Origin of the sequence: Mesorhizobium sp. B2-4-2, from assembly GCF_006442845.1 — a bacterium.
Lineage (GTDB): Bacteria > Pseudomonadota > Alphaproteobacteria > Rhizobiales > Rhizobiaceae > Mesorhizobium.
On sequence record NZ_VFVM01000007.1, the window covers coordinates 158,790 to 182,742 of the forward strand.

The window sequence follows — 23,953 nt, forward strand, 5'->3', positions numbered from 1 at the left end:
ATGCCCCTCTCACTCCACGCTCTTTCCACTTCTGAGGTACTGGCCGATGTGACCGCCAGCTTGGCAATACTGGGATCCTCCGCGTCGGTTCGTCGCGCGTTGATTGCTGCTCACCTGCGGGCTGCGTGCGAAGGAGAGGGAACGCGAAACGGCCAAGGTGTTTTTACTGGACGCCTCACGGATATGATTGAAGGAGACCTCGGAGGTTTGTTGGGATCTGCCGAGGCACGCCCGCTGGCCAAGCAGGTGTTAGAGGCGCTTGAGAAAGCCGGTGACCTTTGGCGCTCGCCCGGAGGTTACTGGCATTCGACACCCGCGCGCGCTGTGTCGCTGCCAGGTGGGTTGTCTTTTCTGCTTGGCGTGATTCCACATGGCGGCTTTGTTGCGGCGGGGGCCTTCCGATATGCGACAGGCCGGCTGAATCAGACCGTCGTCCACGGTTTTGACGATTGGCTTGGACGCACCGAACCGATTGGCGCCTGGATGGCCAAGGCGCTCAAGAAATATCGTCCCGGTCTTCAGCCCGCGGGTATCTCAGCAGATCACCTCGAAATATACGCTCCGGACCAAGCTTCACGGCAGTTTCGATCGCGCTGGATAAATCCTCAGGAGCTCGAGTTAAGTGGCGTCGCTTTGAGGCTGTGCCGTGCTCAAGCGAAGCCAACATCGCTTTACGACCGCCCCTATTATCTCGGGGAGTTTGAGCGCACAGGCAACGAGTTATCGCTGCGGCGGGCGGTTGCCGTCGAGCATGAACATGCCCGCCGATTCCGTTTCGCCTATGACGAAGCCTTGGGTGCTTCGCGGACGCTGGAGTTTAAGCATGCCGATGACATGGTGCAGGTTACTCTGGCCAGGGATCTGCCGGTTGAGGAGGGGCGCGTTCTAGCACTGGGTTGGCAGCATGAAGGCGTTAGCCCGCCGTCAGTTTATCGCATGGTTTTTCCGGTCCAAGCAGTACCATTCGTAGCGCATGCCCTGGGACGGCTTGGGATTTCACTGAAAGGGGCGACGTCATGAGCAACGGGCCGGAGCAGCAGGAACACGGCGTACACGCCACGGTTGGGCGGCTCGGCGAAAGCCTGCGAGCCTATATCGAAGCGCAGTACCATGTGCGCAATCCGGCACTAATCCAAGAACGGCGCCTTTTGTTAGACGAGGCAGGTACCGTCGCCCAACTGCCTTTTGTCGAGTCCACCCCTGTTTATGAACTCGGGGCGCCTTATGACGAACTTGACCTTCCGCCGGTTGTGGCGGCTGCGTTGCGGAATCTTGCAGCAGCAAAGGTCGGCTTGTTTCCCCAGCCTTATGTGCATCAGGCTCAGGCACTAGAGAGGTATTTCGGCGGCTCCGACCTTATCGTCGCGACAGGCACCGGTTCGGGCAAGACCGAGAGCTTTTTGATGCCCATCATCGGCCAACTGGTCCAAGAGGCTCAGGATCGGCCGACCACCGCGTCGTTGCCTGGCTGCCGTGCTCTCTTGCTCTATCCGATGAATGCCCTGGTCAACGACCAGTTGGGCCGCATTCGCCGGTTGTTTGGTGACGAAGCTGCCTCGGAAATCGTTTCGGCCGGGCGAGGGCGGCCGGTGCGATTTGGTAGCTATACCGGCCGATCACCCTATCCGGGATTGCGGTCAGCGAAACGCGACGGTGAGCGCATAGAGCCGCTTTTCGAAGAGTTTTACTTGCCCCTCATGGGACAGCCGGAGACAGTTTCAGGCCTTGTGAAAATCGGCCAATGGCCATCAAAAGATTTGGTCGAGTTCTACGGCAAACACCATGAAGAGCTGAGGCCGAATCCCAAAACCGGGGTCCCACGGCACTATCATCATTGGAACCGTCGTCTCATCACCCAGCCCGGTGACCGGGAAATGATGACCCGCGATGAAACACAGCGGGCCTGCCCTGACATTCTGATCACAAACTACTCAATGCTGGAATATATGCTGATGCGGCCGATTGAACGGTCCATCTTTCAGCAGACCAGAGATTGGCTGCATAGCGACAGCGCCAACCAAATGATCCTCGTCTTAGATGAGGCGCACATGTACCGTGGGGCTGGTGGTGCGGAAGTCGCTCTTCTGATCAGACGCCTACTTGCGCGCCTTGATGTTCCTCGGGAGCGCGTGCGTTTTATCCTGACCAGCGCCAGCTTGGGTCAAGGTGCTGCAGCGGAATCGGCTATTGAGCTGTTCGCCCGCAATCTCACGGGGTTGGCGCAATCATCGAGCCGGAATTTCTCGGTTATTACCGGCACGCGAGAGACGCGGCATGGGAGCGGGCTTCCGAGCGGCCGCGCGACCGACGCCCTCGCGGTATTTGATTTGGCAGCCTTCGATGAGCACGCAACTCATCCTGAAGCTGCGCTTAAGGCGGTGGCGGCATTAGGCGCCGGGTTGGGCTGGCCAGAACCTCTGTTGACGGAAGACCTGCCAGACTATTTGTTCGTGAACCTTACCGGCTTTCCCGTTTTCGAAAAGCTCGTGGAACTGGTATCGGGTAAGGCCATCGCACTGGGCGACCTCCAGCAGCAATTATTTGAAAACCATCCGGGCGGGGCACGGGCGTTGGCAGCACTCCTGGCCTTGGCTCCATTTGCCCGGCGCAAGGTGGATGACCGGGTCCTGTTGCCCACCCGTCTGCATATGTTCTTCCGCGGCCTCCCGGGGCTTTACGCGTGCGTCGATCCGAACTGTTCTGCGGCACGCTATCAGGGCCCCGGTCGAATTCTTGGCAGGCTCCATACGCACCAACGTCGGCAGTGCGACTGCGGTGCACGGATTTTCGAACTTCTGACGCACCGCGAGTGCGGCACGGCCTATCTGCGGGGCTATGCCGATAGACCCCAGCCCGACTTTCTTTGGAGCACTCCGTCAGGACCGTTCCGCGAAGGCAATGAGCCGCCGTTGGTCGAGATAGAAATGCTGATGGAGCCGCCGAACCCCCACTTCGGCGATTGTGTTGAAGCATGGCTCGACATGCGGAGTGGCCGTCTTGATTACAGCGTCGACCAACCAGCCCAAGGCTTTACCCGGGTCTATCTGCCGACGCCGAGCCACGATTGGACCAAGAATGGCGTCAAGTTTACTAATTGCTGCGCCTGTGGTGAACCGACTTTGCGCAGCGAAACCTCTACGATTATGGACCACGCCACCAAAGGCGAGGCGCCATTTGCCAATCTGGTAAAGACCCAATTGGATGGTCAGCCGGCGTCGCGCCCGGAAACGCCAGACTATCCAAATGGTGGCCGCAAGGTACTGCTGTTTTCCGACGGTCGGCAGAAGGCGGCCCGGTTGGCTCGCGATATTCCTCGCGAGGTGGAGCAAGATATTTTCCGTCAGGTGTTGGCGCTGGCGGCAAGGATGCTGCGCGAGGCTGGTCGTGAACCACGCCCGGAGCGCGGTCTCTATATCGCGGTGCTTAAAGTGTTAAGCGAGAGCAATCTGCCGATATTTGACGGTAAGGACGCTCAAGCAATCGAAGCTCAGGTAAGGCGCCTTCAGAAGGACTACGCCGATCAGCCGATCGAGGAATTGCTGACGGAATTTGATCCTGGATCCCCGCCTAGCCGCTACACGATCGCTCTCCTCAAGCAGCTGTGCGGCCGCTACTATTCGCTGTCCGGTACAACGGTCGGCTATCTTGTTCCGTCCCAGCGTGCTCTGGCGAAGCTTGTCGCTTCAATCTCTCCGTTGTTGCCGGTCCTCCCGCACGCAGACATATCTGGTCTGGCCGCCGCCTGGTTGATGCGCGTGGCGGACAGCTATGCCTTTGATCCTAACGTCGAACCCAATGTGCGCGGAAAGGCAGCAGGCCGGTGGAGAGGTTCCTGGGGCAGCAACGGCGCATTTCCAAAGGCAGTTCGGCCTGCGCTCGCAGCTGCGCTGCAGACCAACCTGGTCACTCTCGGGCTGGTCGAGAAAGAGCTCGCAGACCAACTCGGGTTGTCTGATTCTACCGGGGCAATTTTCATCGATCCCGCAAAGGTCGTCGTTAACATCGATTTGAACATGACATGGTATCAGTGCACGGCCTGTACCGCCCTTTTACCCATGACCGTTCATGGCCACTGCGCTGCCTGCGGTTCAGGGTCCTGTGAGCCTGTTACGCCTTCTCAGAGCGAGTATGTACGCGCCAGAAAGGGCTTTTGGCGTGCGCCGGTGGAACGCGTGCTGGCAGGTAGCGCGCGGCTACGCAGCATTTCTGTTGAGGAGCACACAGCCCAGCTGTCGAACCGCGACAATGCACGTGTGCATGCGACTACAGAGCAGTTTGAACTGCGATTCAAGGATGTCCGCATTGCCAAGACTGACCGGCCCATCGATGTATTGAGCTGCACCACCACTATGGAAGTGGGCGTGGATATTGGCTCCTTGGTCGCCGTTGGTCTGCGAAACGTGCCGCCGCAGCGAGAAAACTATCAGCAGCGAGCCGGCAGAGCAGGCCGGCGCGGCTCATCGCTTTCGACCGTGCTAACCTACGCGCAAAATGGTCCTCACGACGGCTACTACTACAACCACCCCCAAAAAATCGTGGCAGGCGATCCCCGCAAGCCGGACGTCAAGATCGATAACCCAAAGATCGCACGCCGCCACATTGCCGCCTACCTCTTTCAGACCTTTTTTCATAACTACATGGATCACCACAAGGTTAGCGTGGGCGCCGGGTCTTCTGCCCTGTTCCGCGCGCTAGGCAAGGCCACGGATTTCTTCCTCGGCGAACCCATGACCGGGCTCGACCTAGCCAGTTTTGACGCCTGGGTCCGCCAGGATCTTCTTGCGCCAACAGGTCGACTGCGCCCTCTCATCCGAAATTGGTTGCCGGATGACCTTCGTGTTGCCCCTCGGACGATTGATGCCTGGATCGGAGACGAGGCAGAAGACCTATTGGCAACGCTCGCTCAGTTTCGTGCTGAATTGGCGGCAGCAATTGGGAGCGGCAAAGGCCTCGGTGAAGGTGGTGAGAACACTGCCGAAGGCAGCGAGGACGAGGATGAACGCTCCGAACGCGAGGCCATCGCTGACCAGGAACTGCTTGAGTTCTTGTTCGCCAAGGGTTTGCTTCCCAGCTATGCCTTCCCGACCGACCTATCGAGTTTCCTCGTGGAGCGTTTGATCCAACGCAACAATGAGTGGAAGATGGAGGTCGTAGAGCGGCCTCAGCAGTCGATCGGCAAGGCACTAAGTGAATATGCGCCTGGCCGACTGATTGTCATCAACAAGGAGACCTATCGCTCGGGCGGTGTCGTTGCGAATACGTTGCCGGACGTCGAAAATCGTGCAGCAGCGATCTTCGACAAGCGCCGTACGCTGGTTCACTGCGAAAACTGCAGCTTTGTCGCAGACTTGGATGATCCTTCTCAAGGCGGGGCTCACTGTCCGGTTTGCGGCGGCGACCTGAGACATACCCGCATGGTGGTACCGCAGGTCTTTCTGCCAGAGGAGGGCAAGGCGCTTAAGGAGGATGATCGCGAGCAGGACATCACCTACGCCACGGCCGCACAATTTCCCGTCCCGGTCGGTAAGGACGACCTACCCAGCCTAAGGACGATCGGCCTTAACCTGGCTTGTGTGGTCACCACGGATCGCCAGTTGGTGACCGTCAACAAAGGTCAAGAGACTTCGGACGGTCGCGGCGGTTTCTGGATCTGCAATCAGTGCGGCCGCGCGTCCGTCGATGAACCACCCCATACGTCACATACCCGGCCGTACAAGATTGAGTATTCGTACGGAAAGCCCAAGCCAGGGCCGACGTGCTCGGGCACGTATGAGAATGTGTTTCTAGGGCACGTCTTCTCTACGGATTTGTTGCTGCTGCGCATCAGCTTGAAGCCGCCGCTCATCACCGATACGAGCGATCCGTTGCAGTTGAGAATACTCGAAGATTCACTGTACTCGGTGGCTGAAGGCTTGCGGCTGGCGGCCAGCCGCCACCGTGACATCGACCTAGATCCTTCCGAGTTCGGCGCGGGGTTCCGCATCGTACCGAACCGGGGCGACCAAACCCTACTACTCGACGTTTACCTGTATGACACTTTGTCTGGCGGAGCCGGCTATGCCGACCTCGCCGCACGGAATATCGAGGAAATCCTCCAACAGACTCTTTTGCTCTTGGAGGACTGCCCTTCGCACTGCGAGGCATCGTGCGAGAGCTGCCTGCGGCATTACCACAACCAGTACATCAAGGACCGTCTTGACCGGAATCTCGGCGCAGAACTGTTGCGCTATGCACTCGATGGCACGTTGCCGAAGGAGAAGACACCGGAAGCGCAGGCCCGTTTGCTGCGCAACCTGCGACGGTTGCTCGAACTAGAAGGCTTTCACTGCGAGAGCCCAGGAACCATTCAAGGCGTTACGGTGCCCCTCGTCGTAGGCAACCGGGACCGACAAGTGGCAGTCGGTTTGCGCCCTGCCATGTTCGCGCCGGAATGGCAGGATCATTCTTTTGGGCGGCTGCATTCAGGGATATCGAGAGAGGTGCTCAATGAGTTCATTCTCGGGCGAAATCTTCCAGATGAGCATCAAATGGTGCGCAAGGCCGTGCTAACCGCTCGGTAGAGAGCGTTGAAGCCCACAAGATCGAGGTCCTCTCTGGACTTACCGCCTAGCCGATCGTCCAGTCTTCCGCGTCGAACAGTTGCATCAGGTTGATGCAAGGGATTTTCATGGCATTGCAAACGCCAGGGATCTTCCGCAAGCTGTCGGCTCCGGTTTCCTCGGTGATGAGGGTGTGGCGTAGGACCTCGGCCGTGGCGATAACGAAGCTGTCGGCCGCAAACTTCTCTTTGCCGGCAGCGACCAAGCCCTTGTAGGTGTTCAGCACGTGCTGGACACGCTGCTGGATTGCCTGGTCAGGCGCAATGAACATGGCCTCGCGTTCTTTCAGCCACTCGTGTAATTCCGGCGAGCGCTTCTCGCATTCAGCCTGCACCAGGAGGGATGACACCAGGCGACCCTGTCCGATCAGCTTGTCGAGTTCGTCCCACAGTTTCGGGAAGCGTTTAGGCTTGTAGCGTTCGTACCAAGCCGAAATTAGGGCCGATGTGTCAATGCAATAGATGGTTGCCACGCAGCGCTACCCTGTCAGGCCGAAGGCGGCGCGTTCGATGTTCGGAACGGCAGTCACCTGCATATTGAGGTGGCTTGCAACATCGCGCAGCGTCAGCTGACGATCATAGTAGCCCTGGAACACCAGACGGGTGAAACCCCGGCCAAGTTGGCTGAGCACCACCAGGTGTCGCTCGGGGCCGCCGCTGCTCTTCTTCTCGCCAAGAGCGTCATACTCGGCCTGAAAGCTCGCGCGCCGGCTTTCATAGAATGCCTGTGTCGTGCGGCCGAGAGTCAGCAACCGGCGCAGGATGACTTCGCGGCTGACCCCAAAGCGCCCGGCCAAAGCGGCGAGCTCGTCGTCGTGCCATGTTTTCACTTGGCCCTTGGCGCGCACCAGATGCTCGCTGAGCAACCAATCGCTCGGAGCCAGGGCCGCGCCGGCGACGGCATTACAGAATTGCTCCACCACGGCGCTGGCCGGTTCGGGTGCGACGAAGTCGAGACCGCTGATACCGCTGGCCCTGACGACCAGATGGCAGAACTCATGCAGCAAGGTGAACGTCCGCCCGTTGGTGCGGTCCTTGGAATTGATGAGGATGATCGGCAGTTTGGTTTCCGCGATCGCCACGCCGCGCATTTCAGTTAGCGCCAGGCGCGGCACCATGAAGACCAATACGTCCTTAGCCTCGATCGCCGTGCGCCAGTTGTCGAAAGCCTTGGCGCGCCAGGTCTGCTGATCGGCTTGCGTCACTCCCAGATAAGTGCGGATCGCCGCGCCTACGGTCTCAATTTGGTCTTTAACGCTGGCCCGCAACTCGAATGTCCGCACCGGCTCACCCAAATCCTTGCGAAGCTCCAAGGCGAGTTCGCGGCGTTCGCGAGCCTGGCGGATGGCCCACTCCAAGCCAGACTTGAAGGCATCCTCGGGCGTCTCACGAAGGCGGCGGAAATCCTGAATCGGCTGGAACCCCGCCGGAGGTTCGTTCAGGTAGAAGATTGCGGGCGCGCGCTTGTAGAAATTCGCCGCGGCCAGGAACTGCGGGAATGTCAGTTGCTTGTCGCCAGCCTCGCAGGCCTGCAACTTGTCAGCAGATATGCCAATACCCTCGGCCGCCGCTTCGGGGCTGAGGCGGGCCTGATCCCGAGCCCATCGCAGGATGGCCGGATTGATATAGGCGAGGGTGCTTTTGGTCATGTCGGTTTACTCTATCACAGCTGTCAATATGACCGCCGCAACTCTTCTTCCGGTTAACGCTGTTGGGTACCAGTGGCGTTGCCTCCCGGTCATACTCGAGAGGGCGACGCAAGGCACGCTCGACCCTATGGAGGTCAGATGTGCGCCGAAAAAGTCGCGGAAGGGGCTTCTATTTGTTACACAAATCCTTGCACATCAACCCAAAAAATGCCAAATATCGCTGTGTAAACAAGATGATGTGGAAAGGCTATTCGGTCTCCAAAACCGCGGCTCCCTCGAAGCCCTGCCGTGGTTGCGCGAACATTGCTTCGCCCAGCTAATGCTGCCGCCCTCGCACGTCAACTATACAGCCTTCGTAGTGTGGATAGTATGAAGCATCTCGGGCTTTAGATGTATTTTTGGCTGAGCCAACGATCTCACCACGCCATTCGCCCGCAACAAGCGGCGGCAGTTGGAGACGGTTTGCCTTTTTAGGACTGTCATTCCCTAGGTTTTGCGTCAGGGAGCCGACGACATCAACACCTGCAGCCTCAAACCTACACCTGACAGCCGAGACGACCACCAGCCCGGTTCGTGCGAATCCGATCGAGCCGTGTGTCGACCAAGAGGAAAACAGGAAGCCGCCATTCGCCGAGCTGCGATATGAAGCAATGTCCATTCTTCCAAAACCGGCTGAAAAGCCGGCTGAACTCTGAAATCCAAGCCGCTGCGGTGGCGTTGGTAGCGTCCAAAACGCTCAGAATTTCAATTGGATAGGATGGCGCGCCCAAAGAGATTCGAACTCCTGCCCCCAGAATCGTAGTCTGTTCCCTAGGTGAAGCTCTACCCTGCCGGCGGTCACAGATGGTCATGCAGCTTCCATGAGTCCGGCTTTGCGCTTCTTCTTCATCAGGAGCTCGCGGACAAACTTGTCCCACCGCGCCATGGCAGCACGCTTTTCCGGCATGTAATTCCAGCGATCGTAGCTCTTGGAACTAACGTCCTGCAGAGTGTGGTTTTGCAATCGGTCTCGGATCTCTTTCGAGAGCCCTGCCTTGCCGGCAAGCGTCTTCCAGGTTCGGCGGAGATCGCGGTTTGTCACTACGGGGATGACGTCGCGATCGCGTTGGCGCCACATGAACGAATAGAGCGTTCCATGACTGACTGGCTTGGAAGGGTCGGTTGCGGATGGGAAAAACCAGCCAAATTCATTCGGCCTGATCGACCCGATAAGCTCGGCCGCGATCTTGGGCACGGGGATGGCGTGAGGCTTTCCATTCTTAGTCTTGGACCAATCGATGATGCGCTCGGCCGCATCCCATTGATCGACGTGAAGCCGAGCGATCTCCTCGACCCGCTGGCCGGTCAGCATGAGAATTCTGACGGCACGCGTGTAAGGTGGATGGACCGGCGCATCGGGAGATTCGAGCCAGCGATAGAGACGGATAAATTCCTCCTCGTCCAACCAACGCGTTCCAACCTTCTTCGGTTCGGTCGGAATACCAGCCGCCGGATTGTAGATGAGACGAAAGCGACGGACCGAGGTCGAGCGGTAGTCGTGCTCGGATTTCAGCCCCCAACTGTAGGCCGATCGAATATAGCTGCGAACATGATCGGCCATCGACCGTTTGCCTCGCTGATAGATCGGGCGAATGATGTCCCTGATCTCATCAGGCTCGATGTCGCGGGCAGGGCGGTTGCGACCGAGCGAATCGGCGATCTTGTTCAATCCCTTTTCGGTCTCCTTCCAGGACGGTTTTCCATCTGCCTTGAGCGACGCGACGTAAGCCTCGAACAGATCGGCGACGGTGCCGGGTCGCGTGTCGCCCGCAATCTTGATGCTGCGTCCCTTCTGGATCATGTCGGCGAAGTCGCGTCTGAAAATCTCGCGGGCCTGGCTGAGGCCCATTGACGGATACGAGCCGAGCTTTTTCTTGAGACGCTTTTGGTCTCGCCACTGCTGGGCCATCCAGTCCGCCGTTACGCGGGTCGGCATTGGCTTTATCACGAGGACGAGGCGGCCTGTTCCGTGGCCCTCGCCATCGACAAGGTTCTGCTGCTTTCCGGTCTCCTCGACCTGCTTCAAAGCGCGGCGAATTTCTCCATCGGCAAGGCTTGGCACTGGGGTCTCCCGTAGGCTTTCGAGTGGGATCGGCTGACGGGTAGTAGGGGTCTGCGGTTGGGTTCGAAACGGGCTTCGATCCCCCTAAAACCGACCCCAGTATGCCACAATGTCCGACTCTACGACAAGTCGAAATAACGATATGTATCAATGTGATAATGCGTGATCGTGCGTGATCGAAAAGAGACGAGTGGGATGGTTGTGCACCAGGATGATTGCCGTCGCCGACAGTTCGAGAGCGCGCTTGACCACCTCACGCGGATAGACGGGCGTATGGTCAACAGTGCCGGTCTGCTGCACCTCGTCGGCAATCAGCGTGTTCTTCTTGTCGAGGAACAGGATGCGGAACTGCTCGCGCGCCTCGAAGGCCATGGCTGACCGGCAATAGTCGAGAAGCTGCTGCCAAGAGGAGAGGATTTCGCGGCCATGGACCTCGCTGCGCGCCATGCGCTGGGCCGTCGCCGCAATGACCTTCAGGTCGAGCGCTACCACCGGGCCCACGCCCTTGACCTCCTGGAGGAGGCCGACGGGCGCGCCAAGCACCTCGGCCAGGGTACCGAAGCGGGAGAGCAGCGCCTTGGCGACCGGCTTGGTGTCGGCGCGCGGGATCAAGCGGAAGAGCAGGAGTTCCAGAAGCTCATAGTCGGGCAGGGCGTCCGGACCTGCCGAGGCGAAGCGTTCGCGCAAACGGTCGCGATGGCCGAGATAATGCGGCTTCTCCTCGATCCTCCTGGCCTTCGCAGGAGGCCGGGCTGTCCCAGGAGAGTGCATGGTCGCGGAAAGCTGCGCAGGCTTTTCTGCAAAGAAACTGCGCTCGTCGTCGTCACCTGACATCTCGTCTGCCCCCCAGCTCCCCGACCGCGAGCGCCGGGAGAACGAAACATTAGGCTGGCAGGCCGGGGCGGTCGAGCTTTTTGGGGGAGAGCGTGAAGATCTCGCAGCCGGTGTCGGTCACGCCGATCGTGTGTTCGTATTGCGCCGACAGCGAGCGGTCGCGTGTCACCGCGGTCCAGCCGTCCGACAGGACTTTCACATGCGGCCGGCCGAGGTTGATCATCGGCTCGACGGTGAAGATCATGCCGGGCCGCATCTCGACGCCCTCATTGGCGCTGCCATAATGCAGGATATTGGGCGCGTCGTGGAACAACTGGCCGACGCCGTGGCCGCAGAAGTCGCGCACCACCGAGCAGCGCTCGCCCTCGGCATAGCTCTGGATGGCCGCGCCAATGGCGCCGGTGCGGGCGCCAGGCCTGATCGCGGCAATGCCGCGCATCAGGCATTCGTGGGTGACTTCGAGCAGGCGTTCCGCCGCGCGTTTTATGGTGCCGACGGGGTACATGCGCGAGGAATCGCCGTGCCAGCCGTCGAGGATGTAGGTGACGTCGATGTTGACGATGTCGCCATCCTTCAGCGGCTTGTTGTCGGGGATGCCATGGCAGACGACATGATTGATCGAGGTGCAGGAAGACTTGGTGTAGCCGCGGTAGTTGAGCGTCGCCGGCAGCGCGCCATGATCCATGCCGAACTCGAAAACGAAACGATCTATGGTGTCGGTGGTGACGCCGGGCGCAACCATCGGCACCAGTTCGTCGAGGCAGCGCGCCGTGAGGTCGCATGCCTTGCGCATGCCGGCAAAACCTTCCTCGCCATAGAGGCGGATCTGGCCGGTGTTTCTGAGCGGTGCCGTGGCGGCGTCGAGATAAGTGACCATTGGTGTCCGTCTTGCCGGTGTGGCTCTGCAAGGGAGCCGGCGTGAAAATCTCCCCAGATTTGGCACTTGAGGGCAAAAGGTTCAAGGAAGAACTGCCCGGACACGACCAAGCGGCAGGGATATTCGGCGCGCCGGTGTCCTTGACGCCCTTGTTCCTTCCCTTTCAGTCGACCGTGCGGTAGGGCGAGGGAGGTTTTTGGAGATTTCATGAGCGTCGAGCACGCCAGATTGCCTGAAGCGCCGTTGAAGGCGGCCTGCTCATTGCTGATGAGCCTTGTGCTGCTGGCGATGCTGTCGCTTGGCCGGGCGGAGGTGCCCGTCTTTGCCGGAGCAGCCTCCGGTGTCGCCAGCGCCGGCGTGGAGCGGTCCGGCGAAGCGGCGGCGCTGCTGCGCATCACCGGCAAGGGGCAGGCGCTGGAAGTTCGTTCCGGCCGGCCGGCCCTGGTTAAGTTCGCCGGCGGCCATCCGGTCCTGCCGGCTCGGGACACCGTCTTTTCCTGGTTTGTTTCGGTTCCGCCGGCAGAGGTCGTCGCCGCCGACAGGGACGCCCGCACACCGTGGGCGACTGCCAATCAGCCGCGCGCGCCGCCATCGGTTCCGGCCTGAGCGGTTTCAACCGCTCCTTCACTCAAACCACTTCCTGTTCGCGCCTCGATCCGCGCGGCGGCTTCGGTCGCGCAGCGGTGCGTAGCGCGTCATTTCCGGATTGTTTCCATGCAACGTATCAAGACACTCAAGAGCCTTTCGCGCGCGGCCTGCGCCGCCATTTTCCTTTCCGTCCAGGCGCTCATCTGTATCGGAACCGTCTACTGGGCGCTGACGGAGACGCTCGGCCTTTCGGCGACAGGGGCACTTGTCCCTGGCGGGATTTTCGCTGTGCCGTCTGCTCTCGTGCTGCTTACGGCGGTGCGCATGGCCTTCGATGCGGAGACCGATCCCGCCAACCAGTAGCCGGACCGCCAAGGCGCCCGCGCTCGACAAGGCCGGGCGCCTTGGCGCTTGCTTGCGGCGGCTGCGGCAAAACGTCCATGACCGCGGAGACGCCACATTCCTGCGGTAGCGACCGGCCAGAGCAACTTTTTACGACGGATGGCGTTGCCGCTGGTGACGACAGTTCGGGAGATGGCGGATGGACAGACTGCAATTCGAGGTGCCGGTGCGTATCGCGCCCGGACCCGGCCTGCCTGTCGAGGAGATCTACAGCGTCGAACAGGCCCTTGATTTTCTCCAGGCCTGGCCGCTGCGCCGGCAAGGCCCGATTTACCAGAAGGCCTTCAACGCCTGCTTCGGCGCCACCGTGGACGTGGTCAAGACCGAGGATGCCTGCCGGGCGTTCATGGCGTTCTGCCGGGTGACCGGGCTGATGGCCCGGGACATGATGGCGCCGCGCAAGCGCGGTGGCCAGGCGAGAGGGCTGCAAGCCTGAGGTGCGCTGCGCTCTTCGTTCTCCTGGCCGAACGGCGCATCGATGCCGATGCCATTAAGCTTCCGTTTCCACTTTCGCGGCTACGCCATGCTTGTTCGGCAATGGTTGATTCGTTGCGTCAGTCTCGTGGTTCGGAAGATGTCCCCAGAAAAAATCCGTGCATTCCCGATCGACCGTCAGGCATTCCTGGTTCGGGAGGTGGCTGCCAGGCTCGACAGTTTGCATGGCGACAGCGCCACCTCGTTCTGGAGGGCCAAGGCGACGGAGTTGTTCGATCTCGTCGTCAGGTCAGGCACGGACAGGGCGGCGGCCAGCGACGAGGTGCGCAGGTTCTTCTTCGCCGTGCAAAAAGAGATATCGGCCGGCGCGGCCACTGAGCCGATGCCAATTCTTTCCGCCTGAAGTGCTCCGCAAGGCGTCCCACAGCCGGTCCATGCCACCGCTAGCGGAACAGATATTTTGAAACTTCGGGGTTGCCGCGTCGCCACATGACGTTGTCAAGGAAGTAGTGGTGCACGTTGATGAAGATCAGCACTATGAAGAAGAACAGCGACGAACCCAGGACTTCCTTGTCGTAAGGGATCAAGGCAGTCAGTGCCGCAGGGATCAGCCAGAAACCGAGACCGCCGAGGACCCCGCCGGCGACGACGAACCCCAGGACTCGCGTCCTGTAGATCGGACCAAGAACGGACAGGATTCTGGAGTCCGGAACCTTTTGTGCATCGGGACCGTCACGCTCGACATTGCTTTGATAGCGCCAGACCACGGCCAGGTACTGCAGCGAATGGAGAGCCGGCACCACGAGCAGCCACAGCGGGTTTATTCTCACGACCAGGATCCAAAGATATAGGGACGCGATATAAGCGACGACGCCGTTATACGGCAGGCTGCCGCCATTTTTACTCCAGCGATTGATCAGCATCACGACGGTGGCGGCCGTGGAAGCGGCCGCGGCCGACAGCGCAATCGTGTTGAGCCACGCAGGCGTGGCAAACGTATAATATTCCAAGCCGTAATATTTTGCTTGGCTGACCGCCGTGTTCGTCTGAAGCCATGCGAACAGCCATACGGCATAGCTGTTGACCAGCAAGATTTTCTTGTCCGGATTGGTGAAGAACCTGCGCTTCAACACGGCGTCCACCATCAACATGCCGTAGCCTTGCTTGACGTAGTGCCAGCCCACGAAAAAGAACATCGCGTTGGCTGCGTTTCCGAGCAGCCGGGCGTTCGCCGTTATCGAGCCGTAAGCAAAAAACCCGACCATGAGCAGGGGAACGACAATGCCGGCGAAAATGTAGCGGATCTGGAGGCCCCTGTCGTATCCCTCGCCGCGCACCTTGCTTCCAAAATTGCGATAGAAGAGTTGGTAAGAGTGGGCGAAATGCGGATAGTTTATCAAGTAGGCCAGGAAAAACATCGCCGCCGCAACAAGGCTGTCGTATTTGGTAGGCACGAAGTACAGGGCCGGCAAAATCAGGAATGCGCTGCCGCCAAGCATGAGGAAGTCGGCCAGCGGGCCAAAGAGATATCTTTGTGGCGGCGTCGCCGCAGGAGCTCGAGCATCCGCCGAAAGGTGAACTGCCATATTAGCATCCCCCTGGGAAAGCCGATTTAACCATCGAGCCTTGCCCTCGACAAGGTCGAGGCGGCGGAATGGTCAACACGTAAAGTGACGTTTCGGAAGGGGGTGTTACCCTGTCCGGCGCAATAGCTCTTGACGCCGAAAGGAGCGGAGGGGACTTCGAGTGAAGCTGGTACGCCCAAGGGGAATCGAACCCCTGTTACCGCCGTGAAAGGGCGGTGTCCTGACCGCTAGACGATGGGCGCGCTCAGATGAAAGCGGCTTATACTGGCGTTGTGCGCAACCGGCAACCCGTCAGGTGCCGGCTTGGACAACTTTTTTCCTGCCTGCCGAAGCGAGTGATTCACGCAGCGCCAGCGGCAATTTTTCTGGCGGCCGTCACCAGCCGCTGCGTGGATTTCCGGGCACTTTTCAGACGATTGCTGGAAGCGGCCCGATGCAAATGCATGTCGCTCAAAAGTGAGCTCCGTTTCAGCGCGACGCGCTTTGGCGCGTCCAGCCGAACCGGCCCTGGTCAGCCTTCGCCACCGCTGCGCCGGCGGCAGCGCCAGTTCCAGTCGCGCTCGGGGCCGACGTCGACATGGACCGATTCGGTGTGGCAGTAGGTGCCGACGCCGCCGCGGCCGGGCATCGTCCTGACGTAGCTCGCCAGCTCCCATTTCGAGACGCCCGGCACCTGGATGTCGGCGGCGGCGCAATACATGTGCAGCGAATTCTTGGCGCCGTTGGCACGGCGGTTGCGGGCGGGGTCGCGATAGCCGGAGGTGACGACCATCTTGCGGCCGTAGTGGCCTTCGATCGTCTTGAGCACGCGCACCAGCGAGGGCTTGAGGCACGCCACGTCGACGCTCTCGTTCTGCTTCAAGAGGCCGTTGGGCGCGAGGCGCGCCATGCCGGCGGCGGAAGCTACCTGGTAGAGGCCGCCCGAACCTTCATCCTCGTTGAGGTCGACGTCGCTTTCGTCGTCGAGGCCGGATTTGCGCTTGATCTCGAACAGCGCCGTCTGGCGGACGCCCGGCAGGGCATCGCTGCCGGTGATGTGACCTGAGTCGTCGCCGAGCGAAGCCAGCTGCACCGGTTTCGCCGTGGAATCGGCCGAGGCCAGTGTAATGATCGGCTTTGCCGCCGCCGGGGCGGGCTTGGCCTGCACAGCCGGCTGTTCGCCTGCGCGCGTGTTGACCAGTGGAGCGGGCTTCGCCGAAGCCGGCGTGGCGCCAAACATCGAGGCCAGGAAACCCCTTTTCTTCGGCGCCTCCGCTTGCTGCGCCTCGCCAGCGGTCACATAGACCGGATTGTTCATCGCCGGTGTGGCGGCCTGCTTCGGCGCCGTCACGGCCGCGTCGGCGGCGGCGATCTTCTGCGCCGCCGCATCGGTCTGCTGCGCCGTCTGCGGCTGCTGCTCCAGCGATTGCGGCGTGTTTCCGGCAATCGTTTCAGCTTCAGCCGGCGCGGTGAGCGGGAAGGCCGCCTGCGGCTTGGTAATCGGCACGTAGGCGACCGTCTCGGGCAGCGCTGTGTCGCCTTCCGCCATCACGGTGGTCTGCGTGGTCGCCGTCTGCGACGACGAATCGCCGGCCACGATCGGCTTGTTTGTCGAGGCTGCATTGATGTCCGACGGGGAGGCATTGTAGCCGGGCATGCCAACCGACATTGTGGGGTCGCCGGCCGAGGTGCAGGAGGCCAGGAGCACGGAGCAGAGCGCCGCCGCAATGGTGCGGCGTTCTCCCTTCGCGAGGCTCCACCCTGCTGATTTCAAAGTCAAATTCCCCCTCGATATCCGATCGGTATATCCTTGGCGCGGCGTCCGAACGGCTGCGTCGAGGTGCCCCTTGTCTCCGATCCGGAAACGAGACCTGTGTCAAATCAGCAAGCCTGGAAGTATTTTTGCGGCAATTGCCGAATTTAGGCGGCAAGATGGTTGACGACACCATTTCGCCCGCTTTTACGGGTCCGTCAACTCACCAGACATTACAGTCGGTTACACACGCACCTTGACATAGGTGCCGGGGGCATCACCAAAAGTTTTCATATGCTTGCCTGCTTTGCGGGCGGGCACGCGATTGTTGTCCTTGGCCTCTATCCAGCTCTGCCAGTGCGGCCACCAGGAGCCAGGATGGTCGGTGGCCCTTGCGATCCACTCGCCGAAGTCGCCCTCCGGCTTGCCGCCGGTCCAGTACTGGTACTTGCCCGATGCGGGCGGGTTGACGACGCCGGCGATATGACCGGAGCCCGCCATCACGTATTCGACCTCGCCACCGAAATATTTCGAGCCGAGGAAGACGGACAGCGCGGGAGCGATGTGGTCTTCCCTGGAGGCGAGGTTGTAGATGGGGATCTTGATATCGGCGAGCGAAACGGTGCGTCCGGCAAGTTCCATCCTGCCGCGCGAGAGGTTGTTCTCGAGATAGCAGTTGCGCAAATAGAAGGAGTGGTTGGCCGCCGCCATGCGTGTCGAATCGGCATTCCAGTAAAGCAGGTCGAAGGGCAGGGGATCCTTGCCGCGCATGTAGTTGTTGACGACATAGGGCCAGATCAGGTCGCCCGAGCGCAGCATGTTGAAGGCGGTCGCCATCTTGGTGCCGTCGAGATAGCCCTTTTCGTTCATCGCCTTTTCCACCGCCGCGACCTGTTCCTCGTCGACGAACACCTTGAGGTCGCCGGCATAGGTGAAATCGACCTGGGTGGTGAAGAAGGTCGCCGATTTGATGCGATCGTCACCTTCCTGCGCCAGCAGGGCAAGTGCCGCCGCCAGCAACGTGCCGCCGACGCAGTAGCCGATAGCGTTGACCTCTTTCTCGCCTGTGGCCTTCTCGATAGTGTCGAGGCCGTATTGCAGCCCCTCTCTTGTATAAGCTTCCCAGTTCTTCATGCCGTGGCGTTCATCAGGGTTGATCCAGGAGATGACGAACACGGTGTGGCCCTGTTCGATCGCCCAGCGGATGAAGGATTTCTGCGGGTTGAGGTCGAGTATGTAGAACTTGTTGATCCAGGGCGGGCAGATCAGCAGCGGCCGTTTCAGCACCGTCTCGGTGGCGGGATCGTATTGAATGATCTCGGCGACGTCGCTGCGGCCGACCACCTTGCCGGGGGTGGTGGCGATGTTGCGGCCGATCTCGAAGGGCGAGTAGTCGGCCTGACGCAGCTTCAGGTCGCCCTTGCCGGCGGCGATGTCCTCGGCCAGCATCTTCATGCCGCGTACAAGGTTTTCGCCGTTCGAGGCGATCGTTTCGCGAAACAGTTCCGGATTGGTCAGGATGAAATTTGACGGCGAGATGGCGTTGGACACCTGCTTGACGTAGAAGCTCGCCTTGTGGCGGGTGTGGTCATCCAGGCCTTCGGCGTGCTCGACAAGATCAGCCGCCCAGCGCGAGGTGACGAGATAGGCCTGTTTCAAGAAATCGAAGAAGGCGTTGCGGCCCCATTCCGGATCCTGGAAACGCTTGTCGCCGCGCTCCGGCTTGACCGCGTCCTCGGTTCGCTCGGCATCGGGGCTGACGCGCTGGATGGCGTTCGCCCAAACCGTCATATAGCCGGCGAACAGCCGCGTCTGCGCTTCGAGCGCGCGTTGTGGGTCGGCAAGCCAGTATTCGCTGAGCTTGGAAAAGGTCTTCACCATGTCGACGACCGGTTCGGCGACGTGGTCGCGCACTTCGCCCTTCTCGCGCGGCTCGGCCCAGGCGGAAGCCGCCTTGCCGGCCTGCTCGATCATGCGCGCCATGTTCAGGGCGAAGCGTTCCGGATCCTTCACCAGATATTGCTCGACCGTCGAAGGTCCGCCATCTTCCGCTTTGCCCGAATCGGGTGTTTTGGACATGGTGCGCGGGGTTCCTCCCGAAGCGTTTTCTTGACATATTACCATGGGACATCCGACCGGGTCCAACCTCGCTCTACCCCGGCTGCCAAGGAAACAATATGACGATTAACATTGGCGAGACTGTTTTTTTCGGCGCCTGTCGTTTTTGCCGCATCGGTGCGGCAATTGCCCTGATGTGCCTTGGGGCCTGCTCGAGCACCAATACCAGCGGCCCGGTGCCCATCGCCACATCAGCGGGACCGAAGGATACCGGCACCTTTCCGAACCTGAACATCCCGCCGAAAGTGGCAGCCAAACAGTTTACCGATGCCGAGAGGAATGCCAGGCTCGCGGAATTGAAGGGGGACGAAAGCGCGCAGGCAGCCAATGGCGGCGCCCCCAACGTCACCAATCAAGCGGCGCTGACGGACCTGGCCAGCAAGCATGGCACCCAGACGCTGAAGCAGATCGAAGGCAAATGCGACCCCACCCTCGACCCTACCTGCAAATAAGTATATAGCGCGCGCCCAAGGCACTTGCCGACACGGCGCGCCTTGCCAAACGCCAAGTGATGTCTGGAACTGCCATGGAAGAGTTTCACAAGGTCCGCCGGCTTCCGCCCTATGTCTTCGAGCAGGTCAACCGGCTCAAGGCCAGCGCCCGCTCGCGCGGCGCCGACATCATCGATCTCGGCATGGGCAATCCGGACCTGCCGACGCCCAAGGCAATCGTCGACAAATTGTGCGAAGTGGTGCGCGATCCGCGCACCCATCGCTATTCCTCCTCGCGCGGCATTCCGGGCCTGCGCCGCGCCCAGGCCGCTTACTATCAGCGCCGCTTCGGCGTGAAGCTCAATCCCGATACGCAAGTGGTGGCAACGCTGGGTTCGAAAGAGGGCTTCGCCAACATGGCGCAGGCGATCACCGCCCCTGGCGACGTGATCCTGTGTCCGAATCCAACCTACCCGATCCATGCTTTCGGCTTCATTATGTCGGGCGGCGTCATCCGGTCGCTGCAGGTGGAACCCGATGACGGTTTCATCCCGGCGGTCGAGCGCGGCATCCGCCATTCGATTCCGAAGCCGCTGGCGCTGATCCTCAACTACCCGTCGAACCCGACGGCGCTGGTCGCCTCGCTCGATTTTTACAAGGACGTGGTGGCGTTCGCGAAGAAGAACGACATCATCATCCTGTCGGACCTTGCCTATTCGGAGATCTATTTTGACGGCAATCCGCCGCCTTCGGTGCTGCAGGTGCCGGGCGCGATCGACGTTTGCGTCGAGTTCACCTCCATGTCGAAGACCTTCTCAATGCCCGGCTGGCGCATGGGCTTCGCCGTCGGCAACGAGCGGCTGATCTCGGCGCTGACCCGGGTGAAATCCTATCTCGATTACGGTGCGTTCACCCCGATCCAGGTGGCGGCCGCGCACGCGCTCAACGGCGACGGCGCCGACATCGCCGAAGTGCGCGACATCTACCACAAGCGGCGCGACGTGATGGTCGATGCTTTCGGCCGCGCGGGCTGGACCATTCCGGCTCCGGCTGCGTCCATGTTCGCCTGGGCTCCGATTCCGGAGCCGTTCCGCCATCTCGGCTCGCTCGAATTCTCCAAGCTGCTCATCGAACATGCCGACGTTGCGGTGGCGCCAGGCGTCGGCTTCGGCGAACATGGCGATGATTTCGTGCGTGTCGCGCTGGTCGAGAACGAGCACCGGATCCGGCAGGCGGCGCGCAACATCAAGCGCTTCCTGGCGACCAGCGCCAAGCAACCCAACAATGTCGTGCCGCTTTCCGCCCATCGGTAAGCTTTCCGCACACAATTTCGTTTGATCTTTCGGGGGACATCGCCGGCCATGGCTGAAGCTCTGCGTGTTGGAATTGCCGGCCTCGGCACGGTCGGCGCGTCAGTGGCGCGCGTGCTGCGCGACAAGGCGGCGGAACTGACACGGCAGTGTGGGCGCGACATCGTCGTGTCGGCGGTTTCGGCGCGTGATCCCAAGCGCGACCGCGGGGTCGATCTCAATGCCGCGAAATGGTTCGACGATCCTGTCAAGATGGCGCAGGCCGCCGAGATCGACGTTTTCGTCGAGCTGATCGGCGGCGACGAGGGGCCAGCGTTTGCGGCTGTGAAGACGGCGCTCGAGGCCGGCCGTCATGTCGTTACGGCGAACAAGGCGCTGCTGGCCAAACATGGTGTCGCACTGGCCGAGATCGCCGAGAAGAAGGGCGTGCTGCTCAACTACGAGGCCGCGGTGGCGGGCGGCATTCCCGTTATCAAGACCATGCGAGAGGCGATGGCCGGCAACTCGGTCACCCGCGTCTTCGGTATTCTCAACGGCACCTGCAACTATATCCTGACCCGTATGGAGGCCGAAGGGATCTCGTTCGATGCCTGCCTCAAGGACGCGCAGCGGCTGGGCTATGCCGAGGCCGACCCGACCTTCGACATCGAGGGCCATGACACCGCGCACAAGCTGTCGATCCTGACCAGCCTGGCCTTCGGCACCAAGATCGCCGCCAACGACATCTACATGGAAGGCATCTCCAACATCACCCAGGCCGATATCCGTGCGGCCGGCGATCTCGGCTACCGGATCAAGCTGCTTGGCGTTGCCCAGCGCACCGACAGCGGCATCGAGCAGCGCGTGCATCCAACCATGGTGCCGACAGCCTCGGTGATCGCGCAGGTCCACGGCGTCATCAATGCGGTGGCGATCGAGACCGACATCCTCGGCGAACTGCTGCTCTCCGGCCCCGGCGCCGGCGGCAATGCCACCGCCTCGGCCGTCATCGGCGACATCGCCGATATCGCAAAGAGCCGTCCCGGCTTCCAGCACGGCCCGGTCTTCGGCAGGCCGGCGAGGGAATTGAAGCCTTACAAGAAGGCGCAGATGCGCAGCCATGCCGGCGGCTATTTCATCCGGCTGACCGTGCATGACCGCATTGGCGTGTTCGCGGCCATCGCCAAGCGCATGGCCGATAACGATATCTCGCTGGAATCGATCGTCCAGCACGCGATCAGCGGCGAAGTGGCGGCGCAAAAGACGGTGATCCTCGTCACCCACGAGACCACCGAAGCCGCGGTGCGCAAGGCCGTGGACGGTATCACCAAGGATGGTCACCTGACCGACAAGCCGCAGGTCATCCGGATCGAACGGGCAGGATAGATATTTCCTTCCGTCGCGCACCACTGGATTGCTGCGACGATACTGTTGCGGCCGATGCCGCTGCTTGGCTCGCCGGAACCAATCCCGGCCAGCGCCGTTCTCCCGAGGTGCAAACCGAGGGAATGCCAATGGCCGAAACATCGAAATCCGACACCCCCCAGATCGACGACATCCAAAAGACGCTCGAAAAGCAGATCGCCGATCTGCGCAAGGAGATCACCAGGATCAACAAGAGCCTTTCGGAGCGAGGTGCGGAACTGGTTGACGAGGCCTCGGCTCAGGCATCCGATGTCTACGACAGCGCGGCGAGCCGTGCGTCGCGAACGGCTCAGCAGTTGCGCAGCCAGGCGCAGGCGGTCTCGGAGGTCGCGCGGGAAAATCCGGGCACGACGACGGCTGTGGTCGGCGTCATCGGGCTGCTGGGTTTTCTGGCCGGCCTCGCCGTTGGCCAATCGATGAATGACACCCAGCGCCGCTGGTATTGATCCGGTAACGACCGAACCGGGTTTGCCGGCTTACCTGTCCATCGAGCAATTTCCAGGGGAGCACCATGGCTTCTTCCGTCCTGATCGGTATTCTGATCACGTTCCTCGTGATCATTCTGGTGCTTTATCTCATTCAGCGATTGCCGCTGGATGCCAGGATGCGGCAGATCGCGCAGATCATCGTCATCATCATCGGCATCGTTTCGCTATTGAAATATCTGGCCGTGTTTTAGATCTCGATACCTACTTTGAAAGCGGCCCAAGTTCGCCGGAATCGTGCTATCCATAGTTTAATCGATTGATATTGCAGGCTTTTCGAGAAAACCTTCGAGAGGTCTTGCCGTTGTCATGCTCGTTTGGCACAAGAGGCGCGCCTCCGGCGGGAGGCGGCATGCGAACGAGGATCGACCTGATGAACGTGGCCCACAACATTATCGCCGGACTTGACCGGATACTCACCATGGAACTGGTGCGCGTAACCGAGCGCGCCGCCGTCGCGGCCGCCAGGCTGCGCGGACGCGGTGACGAAAAGGCCGCCGACCAGGTCGCGGTGGACGCCATGCGCCAGGAGCTCAATCGCCTCGCCATCAAGGGCACGGTGGTGATCGGTGAAGGCGAGCGGGACGAGGCGCCGATGCTCTATATCGGAGAGGAGGTCGGCACCGGCAAAGGCCCGGCGGTCGACATTGCGCTTGACCCGCTGGAAGGCACCACGATCTGCGCCAAGAACCTGCCCAACGCGCTGGCCGTGATCGCCATCGCCGAGAAGGGCAGCCTGCTGTTCGCGCCCGACGTCTACATGGACAAGATCGCCATCGGCCCGGGCTATGCCGAGGGCGTCATCGACATCGATGCCTCGCCGGCCGAAAACATAGCCAGCCTGGCAAAGGCCAAGGGCGTCGCGGTGTCCGACGTTACCGCTTGCATCCTCGACCGTCCGCGCCATGGCAAGCTGATCGACGCCGTGCGCGCCACCGGGGCGGCAATCCGGCTGATCGGCGATGGCGACGTCGCCGGTGTCATCCACACCACCGATCCCGAGGAAACCGGCATCGACATCTATCTCGGCATTGGCGGCGCGCCGGAGGGCGTGCTGGCCGCGGCGGCGCTGCGCTGCACGGGTGGCCAGATGCAGGGCCGCTTGATCCTCGATACGCCCGAAAAGGTCGCCCGCGCCGGCAAGATGGGTATTGCCGACCCGAAGCGGGTCTACCGGGCCGAGGACATGGCGCGCGGCGATGTGTTGTTCGCGGCCACCGGCGTCACCGACGGCAACATGCTGGCAGGGGTCAAGTTCGGCCGCAACTACATCACAACGCACACGATCGTGCTGCGCTCGTCGTCGCGCACCGTGCGCGAGATCAAGGCCCGGCATCAGGACCTGGAAAAGTTTTGATGCATTCCTGACTGGCCGTCGCATATTGTGGGCAATGATCATCCGC

General features: G+C 61.0%; 20 protein-coding genes and 1 tRNA gene. 12 read left to right on the forward strand and 9 right to left on the reverse strand.

What is annotated here, in order from left to right; genetic code table 11:
• Together FJ942_RS17590 and FJ942_RS17595 are read left to right on the forward strand one after the other, a co-directional pair.
• Window positions 1–1,020 carry a hypothetical protein gene (locus tag FJ942_RS17590; protein ID WP_140898394.1) on the forward strand — a complete coding sequence of 340 codons (1,020 nt, stop codon included), beginning with the start codon at window positions 1–3 and terminating at the stop codon, window positions 1,018–1,020.
• Window positions 1,017–6,560 (forward strand): DEAD/DEAH box helicase, encoded by a 5,544-nt coding sequence (locus FJ942_RS17595; RefSeq protein WP_140898397.1) that lies wholly within the window; start codon window positions 1,017–1,019, stop codon window positions 6,558–6,560. The genes FJ942_RS17590 and FJ942_RS17595 overlap by 4 nt, the downstream gene beginning before the upstream one ends.
• Before the next feature lie 46 nt (window positions 6,561–6,606).
• Here FJ942_RS17595 and FJ942_RS17600 read toward each other — a convergent pair whose 3' ends face one another.
• The 5 genes from FJ942_RS17600 to map all read right to left on the reverse strand — a co-directional run bounded on the left by FJ942_RS17600 (window position 6,607) and on the right by map (window position 12,059).
• Window positions 6,607–7,071: a DUF4411 family protein gene (locus FJ942_RS17600; protein ID WP_140898399.1), complete on the reverse strand. Its 465-nt coding sequence runs from the start codon at window positions 7,069–7,071 to the stop codon at window positions 6,607–6,609.
• 6 nt (window positions 7,072–7,077) lie between these two features.
• Window positions 7,078–8,247, reverse strand: a complete 1,170-nt coding sequence (locus tag FJ942_RS17605; RefSeq protein WP_140898401.1) for an XRE family transcriptional regulator — start codon at window positions 8,245–8,247, stop codon at window positions 7,078–7,080.
• An 847-nt stretch (window positions 8,248–9,094) separates the two neighbouring features.
• Window positions 9,095–10,348, reverse strand: a complete 1,254-nt coding sequence (locus FJ942_RS17610) for a tyrosine-type recombinase/integrase (protein WP_140898404.1) — start codon at window positions 10,346–10,348, stop codon at window positions 9,095–9,097.
• A 147-nt stretch (window positions 10,349–10,495) separates the two neighbouring features.
• The gene (gene radC / locus FJ942_RS17615; RefSeq protein WP_140898406.1) at window positions 10,496–11,182 is read right to left on the reverse strand and encodes a DNA repair protein RadC; all 687 of its coding nucleotides are present in this window, start codon (window positions 11,180–11,182) and stop codon (window positions 10,496–10,498) included.
• A gap of 49 nt (window positions 11,183–11,231) precedes the next feature.
• Complete coding sequence (gene map / locus FJ942_RS17620; protein ID WP_140517079.1) at window positions 11,232–12,059, reverse strand: type I methionyl aminopeptidase; 828 nt, start codon at window positions 12,057–12,059, stop codon at window positions 11,232–11,234.
• Window positions 12,060–12,266: 207 nt separating this feature from the next.
• Between map and FJ942_RS17625 the strand changes: the two genes are divergently transcribed.
• The 4 genes from FJ942_RS17625 to FJ942_RS17640 all read left to right on the forward strand — a co-directional run bounded on the left by FJ942_RS17625 (window position 12,267) and on the right by FJ942_RS17640 (window position 13,887).
• Window positions 12,267–12,665: a hypothetical protein gene (locus FJ942_RS17625; RefSeq protein WP_140817542.1), complete on the forward strand. Its 399-nt coding sequence runs from the start codon at window positions 12,267–12,269 to the stop codon at window positions 12,663–12,665.
• Between the two features lie 108 nt (window positions 12,666–12,773).
• A complete protein-coding gene (locus tag FJ942_RS17630) occupies window positions 12,774–13,010 on the forward strand; it encodes a hypothetical protein (RefSeq protein ID WP_140521010.1) in 237 nt (78 codons plus the stop codon).
• 178 nt (window positions 13,011–13,188) lie between these two features.
• On the forward strand, window positions 13,189–13,485 hold the full coding sequence (locus FJ942_RS17635) for a DUF982 domain-containing protein (RefSeq protein ID WP_140517077.1): 297 nt from the start codon (window positions 13,189–13,191) through the stop codon (window positions 13,483–13,485).
• 42 nt (window positions 13,486–13,527) lie between these two features.
• Window positions 13,528–13,887, forward strand: a complete 360-nt coding sequence (locus FJ942_RS17640) for a DUF6074 family protein (RefSeq protein ID WP_246679821.1) — start codon at window positions 13,528–13,530, stop codon at window positions 13,885–13,887.
• A 40-nt stretch (window positions 13,888–13,927) separates the two neighbouring features.
• Here the strand turns inward: FJ942_RS17640 and FJ942_RS17645 are convergent, their stop codons facing one another.
• From FJ942_RS17645 to phaC, 4 genes are all read right to left on the reverse strand, one after another.
• Complete coding sequence (locus FJ942_RS17645) at window positions 13,928–15,070, reverse strand: hypothetical protein (protein WP_140555339.1); 1,143 nt, start codon at window positions 15,068–15,070, stop codon at window positions 13,928–13,930.
• Window positions 15,071–15,237: 167 nt separating this feature from the next.
• Window positions 15,238–15,312, reverse strand: a tRNA-Glu gene (locus tag FJ942_RS17650).
• Between the two features lie 269 nt (window positions 15,313–15,581).
• Window positions 15,582–16,829, reverse strand: coding sequence for a YcbK family protein (locus tag FJ942_RS17655; RefSeq protein ID WP_140898408.1), 1,248 nt, complete (start codon window positions 16,827–16,829; stop codon window positions 15,582–15,584).
• A gap of 216 nt (window positions 16,830–17,045) precedes the next feature.
• The gene (gene phaC / locus FJ942_RS17660; RefSeq protein ID WP_140633557.1) at window positions 17,046–18,881 is read right to left on the reverse strand and encodes a class I poly(R)-hydroxyalkanoic acid synthase; all 1,836 of its coding nucleotides are present in this window, start codon (window positions 18,879–18,881) and stop codon (window positions 17,046–17,048) included.
• Between the two features lie 98 nt (window positions 18,882–18,979).
• Between phaC and FJ942_RS17665 the strand changes: the two genes are divergently transcribed.
• From FJ942_RS17665 to glpX, 6 genes are all read left to right on the forward strand, one after another.
• Window positions 18,980–19,372, forward strand: a complete 393-nt coding sequence (locus FJ942_RS17665; RefSeq protein WP_140898410.1) for a hypothetical protein — start codon at window positions 18,980–18,982, stop codon at window positions 19,370–19,372.
• 74 nt (window positions 19,373–19,446) lie between these two features.
• The gene (locus FJ942_RS17670; protein WP_140633551.1) at window positions 19,447–20,664 is read left to right on the forward strand and encodes an LL-diaminopimelate aminotransferase; all 1,218 of its coding nucleotides are present in this window, start codon (window positions 19,447–19,449) and stop codon (window positions 20,662–20,664) included.
• Window positions 20,665–20,712: 48 nt separating this feature from the next.
• Window positions 20,713–22,026 (forward strand): homoserine dehydrogenase, encoded by a 1,314-nt coding sequence (locus tag FJ942_RS17675; RefSeq protein WP_140495821.1) that lies wholly within the window; start codon window positions 20,713–20,715, stop codon window positions 22,024–22,026.
• A 128-nt stretch (window positions 22,027–22,154) separates the two neighbouring features.
• Window positions 22,155–22,511 (forward strand): hypothetical protein, encoded by a 357-nt coding sequence (locus FJ942_RS17680; RefSeq protein ID WP_140517065.1) that lies wholly within the window; start codon window positions 22,155–22,157, stop codon window positions 22,509–22,511.
• Window positions 22,512–22,576: 65 nt separating this feature from the next.
• Complete coding sequence (locus FJ942_RS17685) at window positions 22,577–22,744, forward strand: Thivi_2564 family membrane protein (RefSeq protein ID WP_140495823.1); 168 nt, start codon at window positions 22,577–22,579, stop codon at window positions 22,742–22,744.
• Window positions 22,745–22,923: 179 nt separating this feature from the next.
• Window positions 22,924–23,907: a class II fructose-bisphosphatase gene (glpX, locus tag FJ942_RS17690; protein ID WP_140495884.1), complete on the forward strand. Its 984-nt coding sequence runs from the start codon at window positions 22,924–22,926 to the stop codon at window positions 23,905–23,907.
• Window positions 23,908–23,953: the final 46 nt, after the last annotated feature.